The following is a 12,654-nucleotide window of genomic DNA, read 5'->3' as shown; positions in this document are numbered from 1 at the left end:
AATGAGATACTGTAAATATAATCATAGAATGAGTTATGTGCTAGGGGGAAGGGTGAAAACAGGGGAAAAATGTGTTACGACATTGGATAGATAGGTAACACATTTAGGAGGACTTTGTTTATTTATAATAAAGGTTGGTCTGTTGCTAACGTACTGTTATTAAAGCCTGTAATGTCTGACAGTTGGTCGTAATCCAAAATGGTGAGGGTGTGGTGTGATAGATTGACTAAGCCTTCTTCGCGTAAACTGCGCAGGGTGCGATTGACATGTACGAGGGTCAAGCCTAGTGTGTCAGCAATGTCCTCTTGCGTCATGGGGAAGGGAATACTATCGGTAATTTTGGGATTACGTAAGCGCAGACGTTGATACAGTTCGAGAAACAGAAAAGCGAGCCGTTCTTTTGCATTTTTCCGTCCAATGTTGACTAAGTATTCTTGCCCTAGTGTCATATCTCGCGCAGTTATCCACGCAATTTGCAACCCTAATTCAGGATTAGTCTGTAGCATTTGCAGGAAATTGGGACGTGGAAACACGCAAAGCGTGCAGTCTGTCAGCGTTTGCGCGGAGTGATTCATGGGAAATTGTAAATCTGCTTGAAAACCGATGAAATCCCCTGGTAGGACATAGCGTAAAATCTGCCGTCCGCCATTGCTCAGGGTTTTATACAACATGATCCAGCCACTAAACACGGTGTAAATATTACCGTGCAGTTCCCCTTCTCGATATAAATATTGCTTTGCGGGGATAGTGGTTTGTCCTGCCCGATATTGTTGAACAACGGCTTGTTGTGATTCTGGGAGAGGTTGGAATCGGTTGAGTTTACGAACAGGGCAGGCGTGACAAGGAACAGTTTGTTCGCTTTTTTTGGAACGGTTTGTCATGGTACAGACGCAAATTAACTTAGGTTAATGTCAATCCATAGTTTATGATTTATTTTGGTGAAAAAAAAGATTTTTAAGTATTTAAATTTATTTTTTTAAAACAAATTGTTAAGTGATGTAAATTTATTTGTTTTTATGATAAAATCACGGTTTTTATAGCATTCCAAATAAAACAACTTTGAAATCATTATTAATTTATATTTCATACTATTTTTCTAAACATTTAAAAGTTTTATAAAACTGACCTAAGCATTCGTCATATTTGTTTTAAATATAATAATGTGTTGGACTATTATAAGGTTGCAATTATTAAAATATTTTCCTTAAAAAAACCAATATTAGGAGATAAAGTTAGATGAACATTAAAAAACAAGTTTTACCATTACTCATTGCTGGTAGTTTAGGCATGATTGCAAGTGCGCCTGCTTTAGCCATTGATCAAGGTGATATTTTAGTACGTGGTCGTATTATTAATATCAGTCCTGATGCAGATAGTGGCGATGTTTATTCTAGCGCGGTTGGTGGTAATGTGGCTGGCACAAGTGTTGATGTCGATGATGCTTGGACATTAGACATTGACTTTACCTATATGTTAACCAAATATGTGGGTGTTGAGCTGTTATTAGACTTAAGTTCTCAACATAATGTCTCTTCTAAAGGCGAAACCTTAAATACACTCGCGCCTGGTGACATTATTGAAACCCGTGTGTTACCCCCTGCTTTAATTTTACAATATCATTTATTACCTGATGGTCCTGTGCGTCCTTATGCAGGTTTCGGCTTTAACTACACCTATTTCTTTGATGAGAAAGTAACTAGTTCTTTAGATAATGGTTTAGGTGGTGTGTCTGGCTTGAGCTTAGACTCTTCTTTTGGTTGGGTCGCTCAGTTAGGTGTTGACTATGACATCAACGAAAATGTGTTCTTAAATGCTGACGTGAAATATATGGACATCAGCACAACTGCAGAATTTGATTCTGGTGCTTTAGGTCATGTTAGCACTGACGTAGATATCAATCCGTGGGTTATCGGTTTTGGGGTTGGTACTAAGTTCTAAGTTTTTAGGAATTTGTTTATCTGTTTGACAATGGATTGTCTTCCCAAAACATAAATAGTTAATGTCTATTCTCAAAACCAAGTTCTGCAATGGAACTTGGTTTTTTTATTGGGCTATATCAAGTTTATAAGAGTGGTGGAGTCTCATATAAGCTAATGATAAATCGACTGCCTTTACCAAATTCACTTTCAACACTGACATAACCACCGTGTAATAATGTCAGGCGATAAATCAATGCGAGTCCTAATCCTGTTCCTTCATATTGTCGTGATAAGCGGCTATCTATCTGGCTGAATGGTTTAAATAATTTAATGCGGTCTGCTTCGGCAATACCTATGCCTGTGTCCCAAACGCTGATATGTACTTGTTTATTCGCATCATCATTTTTTAATTCTAATCCGACCTCACCATTATCAGGGGTAAATTTAACGGCATTGTTGAGTAAATTAATGATAATCTGGCGTAACCGTTGCCTATCTGCTTGAATGGTCATTATGCTGCTATTGATGTTTAATTTTAAGCGGATATTCTTTTTCATTGCTTGAGGACGAATAAAATCAATACATTGTTGGCATAAACTATCAAGAACAACATCTCCAAAGGTTAAATGCATTTTTCCTGCTTCAATTTTAGATAAGTCTAAAATATCATTGATTAAACTTAATAAATGTTTTCCACTAGATTCTATGATTTGGATAGATTTCACTTGTCTTGGTTCTAGCGTGCCATAAACATTTTCTTGTAAGGCTTCTGCCATACCTAAAATAGCATTGAGCGGTGTCCGAAGTTCATGACTCATGGTCGCAAGAAACTCATCTTTTAAGCGTGTCGTTTTAGCAAGCTCCTTATTCTCAATGCTTAATTCATAGTTTTGCCGTTGTAATGTGATATCGCGTCCCATACCAAAATAGCCTAGAAATTGGTGATGTGTATCAAAAAAGGGAACTGCCGTGATTTCTATTAATAAGGAAACACCATCTTTTCTACGAAATTGAATTTCTTCATGTTTAAGTGGAAGGTAAATCTTTTTATCAATATTAAAAATTGTGTGAAACTTTTTAAGTTCATGTTGGGGAATAAGGGTAAAAAAATGCCGTCCCATCAATTCTACAGGTTCATACCCTAGAACTTTACGAACATTATCACTAATCATCGTAATTACAAGATGTTGATTAAACTCCCAAACCCAATCGCTACCGTTTTCTACAAGTGTACGAAATTGTTCCATGCTTTTATGCAAGGCTAATTCGGTGAGTTTTCTTTCCGTGATGTCTGTGAGAGACCCTGCCATGCGGGTTGCATTGCCTGCATTATTCCAGACGGCTTGCCCTAAGAGATGAAACCAGCGATACTCCCCTGTTTTCATTCTTAAACGACAGTCAATATCGAAAGGTTTTTGTGCTTGTAAATGTTGTGTGAGTGCTTCAGTGACTAAGGGGTGATCTTCAGGATGGAGTAGATTTGTTAAGCGCGATAAACTCGGCTCTATTTCATTTTCTGTGTAGCCTAGTAGTTCAAAAAATCGAGATGACCACCATGCTCGATCTTCAAACGTATTTCCCCAATCCCATAAGCCACAGCTTGTCCCTAATACGGCAAGTTCAAAGCGTTCTTCACTTTTCTTTAATGCAATTTCTACTTGTTTTTGTTCATTAATACTTTCTATAACGCCCGTTACAATATGAATATTATTTTCTATATGAATATAAGCATTTACTTTTACCCACTGTAATATATTGTTTTTTTTAACTCTAAATTCAGTTGTCAGGATATTTGTATTTTTCTTAGGAATATTAGCTAATAAGGTTTTTACTTTTTCTTTATCTTCATCACTAATCCATGAAAGCACCTCATCTATAGAAAGTTTTTGTCGTTGAATGGATTGTTGCGAGCTATTTTTTTGATTTAAATAATAAAAATTGCCGATACCTTGTTCAGTAATTTGGTATTGGAAAAAATGGTAAGGGACTTGTGCAATGAGTTGGTTGATAAATTGACAGTCATTAATCTGTTGTTCTGATTTTTTAAGACATTGTCGTATTTGATAAGGTAAAACTAGGCTGATAAAACAGGTGACTCCAAGTAATACGGTTGTAATAGAACTATCACTTATGTAGCTCCAATAGATATTGGTAAAAATAATCACCCAGAACGACACGAGTAAATGAGCTAATAAGATAAGTGAATATCTCATTGTGAATAAACCCTGCGTTTAAGATTAAACTGATTCATATGATTGCCTTTAAGAATCAAAAAAGAACAGAATAGTACCGTAAAAAAACTATTGCCATTACTTATCCTCTGTTACCATGTATATCTTCTAAATCAGCCCTTAATTGACACCCGTTAACAGAATGTTGAAGTTACCCGCTTTTTTTACGGAACATCCTACCCCTGAAGTTGTCGCTGCGGTTGACCTAGGGTCAAACAGTTTTCATATGATAGTTGCTCGTATCAATGACGGACAAGTGCGAGTCTTAGATAGATTACGTGAAATGGTACGGCTTGCAACTGGCTTGGATGCCACCCAAATGATTTCCCCTGAAGCCCAACAGCGTGCATTAGATTGTTTAGCCCGCTTCGGACAACGTTTGCGTGATATGCCTGTTGATAGTGTTCGTATTGTTGGCACTAATGCATTACGGGTTGCAAAAAACGCGAATGATTTTTTAATCAAAGCAGAACAAGCCGTTGGTCATCCCATAGAAATTATTGCAGGACGTGAAGAAGCACGGCTCATTTACTTAGGCGTTGCTCACACGCTATCTAGTAGTAAAGAAAAACGATTAGTGATTGATATTGGTGGTGGAAGTACAGAATTTATTATTGGAGAAGGTTTCGAACCACTTCGTCGAGAAAGTCTGCGGATGGGGTGTGTTGATATGAGTGAACATTATTTCGAAGATGGCAATATTCGCCCTAAAAATCTCCGTCGAGCAGAAATTGCCGCCTTATTAGAATTACAACCCATTGAAGCGATGTTTAGAACAACGGGCTGGGCTGAGGTTATTGGTTCATCAGGCACTTTACGTAATATTGAACGTGTGATTATCGAAATGGGCTGGGGTACGGAAATTACTGCCGAGAGCCTTCAAAAGTTACGCCAAGCGTTATTAGACATAGGTACAACAGAACGATTGAGTCAATTAAAAGGCTTAAACCCCAAACGTACAGCCGTTTTTTCAGGCGGCGTTGCTATCCTACTGGGGATTTTTGAAGGGTTTGGCTTAAAGCGGATGCAGATTTCAGATGGCGCATTACGCGAAGGCTTAGTTTATGACTTATTGGGACGAATTGTGCACGAAGATGTGCGAGAGCGCACAATTCGCACACTAAGCCAACGTTATGGTGTAGATTTGCAACAAGCTGAACGAGTAGAGGCAACAACCCTACAATTTTTATCAGATGTTGCGAGAGAATGGCATCTTGTCCATGAAGAATACGCACAGATGTTAAGTTGGGCAGCACGTCTGCATGAAGTTGGGTTAAGTATGGAGCATGAAAACTACCATAAACATGGTGATTATATTCTAAGTCACTCAGATTTATCTGGATTTTCAAAGCAAGAACTAGCTCTATTAGCAACGCTTGTTCGTGTTCATCGACGTAAATTTCCCAGCGATATTCATCTACGTTGTAGTCATGTGGAAAAAACCACGCTCATTCGTTTAGGTGTTTTGTTACGTTTATCCGTACTTTTGCACCGTAGTCGTAACTCTAACGTTTTACCAACAATGCACCTACATTCAAACGAGAATATGTTAATATTACGCTTCCCGCCTAGCTGGTTAGAGCAACATCCGCTTACCCAGACAGATTTAGAGCAAGAGCGCGATTATTTACAAGATGTCAATATACAACTGGTTTTTGAATAGCCTATTTTAGGACTCAGCTAAAACTCAGTCACTAGATGTATCATTTTAGCAACAAAATCGTATTTGTGGTTTTTTTACAAAAAATTTGTTGCATTTTTTCGTCATCTGCGTTAAGGTTCTCATTGTATGCTGACTTGATTCAGTACTTGTAGCCGAATTAACATAGTGCCGTTTTTGTAAGACTGTATCTAATCCAAAGAATAACATTCCTCTATATGTGTTTTAGCTAACATTATAGGGACAAATTTTGTAAAGTAAATCAAGCAAGTGGAGAAATTTGATGAAGCAAAAGACTTTAGTATCTAGCGTAACAGCCGCTCTGTTAGCTGTTTCTCCTTTCGTGTTAGCTGATGACATGTCTGACATGAAAGCGCAAATCGAACAATTGCAAAAACGCATTAACACCTTAGAATCCACTGGTTCTTCAGGTGCAATCATCACCGCACCTAAGCCTAAATATGGCTTAACTTTAAAAGGTCACGTTAACCGTGCCGTTATGTACGCTGATGATGGTGTCGATAGCGATACATTCTTTGTGGACAATGATAACTCCTCCAGCCGTTTAAATATCGATGGCAAAGCAGCGGTTAGCGATGACGTAACTGTTGGTGTGGCTTGGGAATTAGAATATCAATCTAATGCCAGCAATACCGTTGTTATGAATCAAACTGCTAGCAACAGCTCCGAGACTTTCTTCAAAGAACGTAAGATCGAACTGTACTTTGATAGCAAAACCTTAGGTCGTTTATGGTTAGGTCAAGGCGACATGGCTTCTAATACGACCACAGAACAAGACCTCTCTGGCACTTCAATTGCTGGTTACTCCTTACTGAATGGTCTCGGTGGTGCGTTATCTTTCCGTGATTCTGATGCTGTTAACAATCCTAACGTAGCTACCATTACTCAAGTCACCACCAACTTTGATGGTTTAAGCCGTGATGACCGTGTTCGTTACGACACACCCAGCTTAGGTGGTTTAATGTTATCCGCCAGTGCGACAACTGGTGGGGCATGGGATGCTGCTGCTTATTTAGCACGTTCTTTCGGTCCTGTGAAAGTTGCTGCTGCTGGTTTCTATGCTGACCCTCAAGACCTGAAAACCTATGAAAGCCGTTACGGTGGTTCTGCTTCTTTCTTATATGAACCCATCGGTATCAGCTTAACCTTAGCATATGGTCAAGAAAGCTATGACTTAAGCAAATCTACCCGTGATGATGAAGCAACTTCTTATTATGGTAAATTAGGCTACCAATTCAAAGGCTCTGATGTAGGTAAAACTGCTATCGCCCTTTCTTATGGTATTACCGAAGACTACAATAAAGTTGATGACGAGCTTTCCAGCTGGGGCTTAGGCTTAGTTCAAAATATCGACAAAGCTGCAACCGAAGTATTCTTCCAATACCAAGGTTTCTCTTTAGACCGTACTGGTACCAATGTGGAAGACATTTTCGCCATCATGGGTGGCGCGCGCGTCAAGTTCTAATTTAGTACATAGAGGTTAGTAATATGAGCAAAGGAAATTATTTCCTGAGCCTGTTGGCAATTATCGCAACGTTATCAGGCTGTGCAATTGGTGGTGAGCCACTTCATGGTAATCATACAGCAGGCGCGCCGCCTGAAGGACCTGGGTTATTTACAGGTGAAAAAGGTGCAATCTGTGTTGGTAATTGTGAATAAATAACCTCTAAAATTGAAAACCCACTATCTAAAAATCTAAATAGTGGGTTTTTTATTGCCTGAAAAAAGAAGTTTTATGCCATCTTTTAAGTTCAGCGAAAAAATAAAGACCTGCTAGATTTTTAAAATCTAGCAGGTCTTTGCTTTTCTGAATTTTGATTTAGCGCGTAAATAATGCCATAGACTCAACATGTGCCGTATGCGGAAACATATCCATTACCCCCGCTTTAACAAGGCGAAATCCTTTCTCATGCACTAGCACACCTGCATCACGGGCTAATGTGGCAGGATTACAAGAGACATAAACAATATTTTTGGTGTGTGTCATGGGCAAATTTTGAATAATTTCCAATGCGCCACTTCTAGGAGGGTCCAGTAAAATCTTATCATAAGCAATTTGCATCCACGGCTGTTGTAACTGCTTATCTGCTAAGTTAGCCGTATGATAACTGACATTATGAATATCTTGCTGATGTGCATTGGTTTCTGCACGCAATAATAAATCGGCATCGCCTTCCACGCCAATGACTTGAGCTGCTCGCCGTGCAAGCGGTAGCGTAAAGTTACCCAACCCACAAAATAAATCTAAAACGGTTTCTGTTGATGTTACTGCCAACCAATCAAGTGCTTGCGGTATCATTTGCTCATTAATTGCAGTATTAACCTGTGTAAAATCATAGGGTGCAAAGTTAAAACTTAATGACTCTGTGGGTAACTGATAATGCAGACTGGTTAAGGGTAAGTCGGGCGGATATAGCGCGGCAACCGTATTAATTTTTCCTGATTGCAAATAGAAATAAAAATTCTGTTTTTTTGCAAAATCTATGAGTTTTTGCCGATCAACTTCTGATAACGGCACTAAATTGCGAATAATAATCGCGGCGTGTTGGTCATCAATTGCGACTTCAAATTGAGCAATCTGCTCTTTTGCCTCAAGTTGCTCTATCAACTCACGTAATGCGCTAATTTTTTCTCCAACTAGCGGATGTAAAACATCACAATGACGAATATCCGTTAAAAAACCGCTTTGATGTTCTCTAAATCCAACAAAAACCAATTGCTTTGCGCGTACAAATTTAACGCCTAATCGCGCTTTACGACGATACCCCCAAATATCTGCGCGTAGCGGGGAAACAACTTCCTCAGGCTCAACTTTGCCAATATGCTGAAAATGCTCTAATAAGGTAGCCTGTTTATGTTGTATTTGGGCGAATGGTTCTAAATGCTGTAAGTTACACCCACCACAAACGCCGAAATGTGCGCAGCGTGGCGTAACACGTTGAGGCGAGGCTTCCAAGATTTCGACGGCAATTCCTTCATCATAACGACTTTGTTGTGATAAATAGCGAAACATTACTTTTTCGGTAGGTAATGCCCCAAAAATAAAAACGGTTTTACCGTCAATATGAGCAACACCTCGTCCATCATGGGAAAGATTTTCAATGGTTGCGGCAACAGGTGTTTGAGGAATAGATTTTCTACGGCGGGTCATGAGGATTTAGTATGATTTGATGAGGGTACAATTTAACAGTGTACCGATAAATTAAGGATTCTCAGAAGGAGAAGCGGCTTGAGTTGAGTTGTTACTGAGGGTGAATAACGGTTTTTCATTCAGCAACGCATTGATTTTTAAAAAGGTAGTTTCCCCAACAACACCATCGGCAGAAAGACCGTATTGTCTTTGAAATGTCAGTACCTTTTGTTTCAGTGTACTGTCAAACGTGGCGGAAGGATTTGGTTCTGCGGGCAAATTTTGAATACGATTCAAGCGTTCACGCAACCAAAGTACATCATCACCAGACATCCCGCGTTTTAATACCGTCACGGGTAAGCGAGGAGGCTTCCATAAAGTTAATAACTGTCCTGCCCAAAAACGATCAATCGTTTTTGTCATATAAGTCAATGATTGACCACCAAAATTTAAAGTGGCAGTTGTTTGATCTAAACGAGTGACAACAACATGATATTGTTTACCATCTTCTGTATTGAGCTCTATCACTGTTGGACTATTTAAACGACGTATATCATCCCACGTCCCTGCTTTATAAAAACATGCCCAGCCTTGGCTAGCTGCTTTGTCACAAGCTGTTGTTCCCGCTAATTTTTCATACTCCATACCCCATAATGCAAACAACGTATCAAACGCTGTTTTAGTATCACTGAGCGTATTTGCATTCTTCAATGTGCTTAAAATATCATCTGATGCTGGCGTGGATGTTGTTACGTCCGTATTAACCTGCGGTGCTGTTGTTGTCACCGTGGGCGGAGGTGTTACGACTGGGGGCGTTGTCGCAATTGGTTGGCTAGCATCAACAGCACGGTGAATAGGTGATAAATGACTAGTGACAATAGGTAATGCTGAGGATGTTGTTGTCACAGCAGGCAATGATGGTTTTGAAACAAGCGTATTTTCAGCAGGAAGTGTCGGCGTTTTAGGTGTTTCTGCCGTTGTCTGTTCAGAAGACTGAAAAAAATTATGGATATTAGGGTATTGATAAACTGCCCAACCACTTAAAGCACTCACGACTAATAAAACAGCAATCCCACCAACCCACTGGGGGGAAACATAAGGATTAAAATGCTCGCCTCGCACCTCACGCACGGCTTTACGTACCACGCTTAAATCAACAATCGTTTTATTATTGACATATCCACCCAATAGAGAGCGGTCACAAATAATATTAATTAAACGAGGAATTCCGCCTGTACGTTGATAAATATAATGAATTGCAGGACGGTTAAAAAGCGGACGGCGTGCACCACTGATTGCCAAACGATGGTTAATATAGGCTTGTGTATCTTTTAATGAAAGCGGTAATAAATGGTAACGGGCAGTAATTCGTTGCGCTAATTGGCGCAGATTGTTCCGTTTAAGAATTTGATTTAATTCTGGTTGTCCAACTAAAATAATTTGCAATAATTTTTGGCTATTGGTTTCTAAATTCGTTAATAAGCGAACCTGTTCTAACACATCAGGGCTTAAATTTTGAGCTTCATCTAAAATTAAAATCGTTTTACGCCCCACTGCATGGGCAGTGAGTAAGTAATTATTTAATGTATCAATAAAATTTTTTAGTGAAAAAGAACGATCATAGCTAATTCGTAATTCATCGAATAGCGATGCTAATAATTCTAAGGGGGAAACTCGTGGATTTAGTAGAAGGGCGACATCAACATTTTTAGGTAATTGCTCAATGAGACAACGGCAAAGCGTTGTTTTACCTGTGCCAACCTCTCCAGAAAGCAGAATAAAACCTGCATTTTCATTAACACCATAAAGTAAATGGGCTAATGCTTCACGGTGACGCTCACTGAGATAAAGATAATGTGGGTCTGGAGTGAGAGAAAAAGGGGTTGCAGTTAATCCGAAATGAGTGGTGTACATGAGCTATCGACAATGAACTATTAATTTATCACTCATTATACCAATTTAAAAATAAACGGCATGACGAATGGTGTTAAGTCATTGCTAGTATGGATATGGTGCCCGGGGCCGGACTCGAACCGGCACGGTGGGTTCAGCCAACCGAGGGATTTTAAGTCCCTTGCGTCTACCAATTTCGCCACCCGGGCGAGGACACGTTACCAAAAAGATAAGTCTTTACAACAAAACACAAATTAACAATACATGGAGGCTGATGACGGAATCGAACCGACGTACACGGCTTTGCAGGCCGCTGCATCACCACTCTGCCAATCAGCCTAAAAAACAGTTTGACGGTTCAATCTTTAGATTTCTAAAAATCTAATTTGGAGCGGGAAACGAGACTCGAACTCGCGACCCTAACCTTGGCAAGGTTATGCTCTACCAACTGAGCTATTCCCGCATCGTCATAATGAAGCCAATATTATAGCAGCTCTATCAATACTGTCAAGCAATTTTTAAATCTTTTTTACAATTTAACATTGCTTCACGGATTTGCTTTACGGCATGAGCCTGCAAAACTGCTTGCCGTTGCTGTGCAACACATAACGCACCGCGAAACCCTAAATAGAAAGGGGATAATATCATTAGTTGAGGGATATTTGCAAGCCCTATTGAACCAGCCAACCCATTTATTAAACCAAGCGACTGAGTTTGCTTAACAAAAAAACCTAATTCACTATTATTCAGATAATGTGTTAAATTGCCTTTTTGTTTATTTGCCGTATCCAACATAACCCCAGTAAATCCTGCTTGAGCAAATTCAAAAAGAGTTGCTAAATTAGGTTGTTGGTCTGCAAATAAGACCGCGATTAATTTGCCACCCCGTTGAGTTAAGGGTTCTAAGGCTTTCATACAATCCAATGCAGGCGTTGCCCCCCAAAAACCAATTTTAACGTAATCAACCCCATCATCCATCGTTTTTGCCACTGCTCGATAAATCATCTCGGCTTGCATCGGTAAATCACCAACGGTTGCACTGACTGGCGCACGATGATTAACAAATTGCGTGACAGCACGAATCGTTGCACTAGGTAAAGCGCCTAAAGCCCCTGCCAAAGGATTTTTTAAATCAATAATATCAGCACCACCCTGCAAGGCTTGGTCGGCTTCTGCTACATTCATTACACTGGCTAATAATTGCGTCATCTAAACATTTTCCATCAAAAAAGCATTATATTTTTCCATCAACCACTGCCATGCTTCTTGCTCTCTCTCTCCAGCGGTTTTCTCAATCGCTATTTTTAAATAGTCTAATTCTTGTTGTACTTTATTGAGGGGCAGAAATGCCAAACGGCTGATTAAAATAGCCCCTTCAATCACAGCAGCTTGTGCACGGTTAAAACCACGAAAAGGCGCATGAGTCGCTTCATGAACCACTTTACAATAAAAACGTGGACGAACTTCATCCGCTTCTACCTTAACGACCTGTACTTCTAAATGACTTAACGCAACAGAAAGTACATACCCTTGAATAGTCGTTGCAGAACGACTCGACCAATCACGTCGCCCCGTCAAACAACCCGCAAATAGACGAACATCATCACAAAAATTAATCACAGCTTGTGAAGTGTGCGTTAAATTATCCAAGGTTCGACAAGGACAAAAAGGCGCGATAATTAATGTATCTACTTGCCAATGAATGCCTAACGGCGCAGGGTGCATACTGCCATCAGGATTACACGTTGTGACAATGGACTCATAAATCATAAGCGCACCTAAATCCGCGAACAATAAAAA

At 39.6% G+C, this 12,654-nt stretch carries 10 protein-coding genes and 3 tRNA genes; 4 read left to right on the top strand and 9 right to left on the bottom strand.

Annotated elements, in window-relative coordinates; genetic code table 11:
- Positions 1-122: 122 nt before the first annotated feature.
- On the bottom strand, positions 123-881 hold the full coding sequence (locus BEGALDRAFT_RS10930) for a Crp/Fnr family transcriptional regulator (RefSeq protein ID WP_002689964.1): 759 nt from the start codon (positions 879-881) through the stop codon (positions 123-125).
- Between the two features lie 355 nt (positions 882-1,236).
- Between BEGALDRAFT_RS10930 and BEGALDRAFT_RS10925 the strand changes: the two genes are divergently transcribed.
- On the top strand, positions 1,237-1,938 hold the full coding sequence (locus BEGALDRAFT_RS10925) for an OmpW/AlkL family protein (protein ID WP_002689961.1): 702 nt from the start codon (positions 1,237-1,239) through the stop codon (positions 1,936-1,938).
- A 124-nt stretch (positions 1,939-2,062) separates the two neighbouring features.
- Here the strand turns inward: BEGALDRAFT_RS10925 and BEGALDRAFT_RS10920 are convergent, their stop codons facing one another.
- Positions 2,063-4,132 carry a PAS domain-containing sensor histidine kinase gene (locus tag BEGALDRAFT_RS10920; protein ID WP_002689959.1) on the bottom strand — a complete coding sequence of 690 codons (2,070 nt, stop codon included), beginning with the start codon at positions 4,130-4,132 and terminating at the stop codon, positions 2,063-2,065.
- 160 nt (positions 4,133-4,292) lie between these two features.
- Here BEGALDRAFT_RS10920 and ppx point away from each other — a divergent pair, with 160 nt between their 5' ends.
- The 3 genes from ppx to BEGALDRAFT_RS19195 all read left to right on the top strand — a co-directional run bounded on the left by ppx (position 4,293) and on the right by BEGALDRAFT_RS19195 (position 7,490).
- A complete protein-coding gene (gene ppx / locus BEGALDRAFT_RS10915; RefSeq protein ID WP_002689957.1) occupies positions 4,293-5,813 on the top strand; it encodes an exopolyphosphatase in 1,521 nt (506 codons plus the stop codon).
- A 280-nt stretch (positions 5,814-6,093) separates the two neighbouring features.
- Positions 6,094-7,296, top strand: a complete 1,203-nt coding sequence (locus tag BEGALDRAFT_RS10910; RefSeq protein WP_002689955.1) for a porin — start codon at positions 6,094-6,096, stop codon at positions 7,294-7,296.
- Between the two features lie 23 nt (positions 7,297-7,319).
- Positions 7,320-7,490, top strand: coding sequence for a hypothetical protein (locus BEGALDRAFT_RS19195; RefSeq protein WP_002689954.1), 171 nt, complete (start codon positions 7,320-7,322; stop codon positions 7,488-7,490).
- A gap of 160 nt (positions 7,491-7,650) precedes the next feature.
- On the opposite strand, the gene rlmD is transcribed toward BEGALDRAFT_RS19195, so the two are convergent.
- The 7 genes from rlmD to BEGALDRAFT_RS10875 all read right to left on the bottom strand — a co-directional run bounded on the left by rlmD (position 7,651) and on the right by BEGALDRAFT_RS10875 (position 12,624).
- Positions 7,651-8,982: a 23S rRNA (uracil(1939)-C(5))-methyltransferase RlmD gene (gene rlmD / locus BEGALDRAFT_RS10905; protein ID WP_002689952.1), complete on the bottom strand. Its 1,332-nt coding sequence runs from the start codon at positions 8,980-8,982 to the stop codon at positions 7,651-7,653.
- Between the two features lie 51 nt (positions 8,983-9,033).
- Positions 9,034-10,875, bottom strand: coding sequence for an ExeA family protein (locus BEGALDRAFT_RS10900; protein ID WP_002689949.1), 1,842 nt, complete (start codon positions 10,873-10,875; stop codon positions 9,034-9,036).
- Between the two features lie 96 nt (positions 10,876-10,971).
- Positions 10,972-11,063 (bottom strand) — tRNA-Leu (locus BEGALDRAFT_RS10895).
- 56 nt (positions 11,064-11,119) lie between these two features.
- Positions 11,120-11,193 (bottom strand) — tRNA-Cys (locus BEGALDRAFT_RS10890).
- 48 nt (positions 11,194-11,241) lie between these two features.
- Positions 11,242-11,317, bottom strand: a tRNA-Gly gene (locus BEGALDRAFT_RS10885).
- A gap of 44 nt (positions 11,318-11,361) precedes the next feature.
- Entirely contained in the window at positions 11,362-12,063 is a 702-nt protein-coding gene (locus tag BEGALDRAFT_RS10880) for a (5-formylfuran-3-yl)methyl phosphate synthase (protein ID WP_002689947.1), read from the bottom strand.
- Complete coding sequence (locus tag BEGALDRAFT_RS10875) at positions 12,064-12,624, bottom strand: DUF447 domain-containing protein (RefSeq protein ID WP_002689946.1); 561 nt, start codon at positions 12,622-12,624, stop codon at positions 12,064-12,066.
- Positions 12,625-12,654: the final 30 nt, after the last annotated feature.

The sequence above is a fragment of the Beggiatoa alba B18LD genome (assembly GCF_000245015.1).
In the GTDB taxonomy this organism is placed as follows: domain Bacteria; phylum Pseudomonadota; class Gammaproteobacteria; order Beggiatoales; family Beggiatoaceae; genus Beggiatoa; species Beggiatoa alba.
Note: the sequence above shows the minus strand (reverse complement) of the source record. Positions and strands in the feature narration are given on the sequence as shown.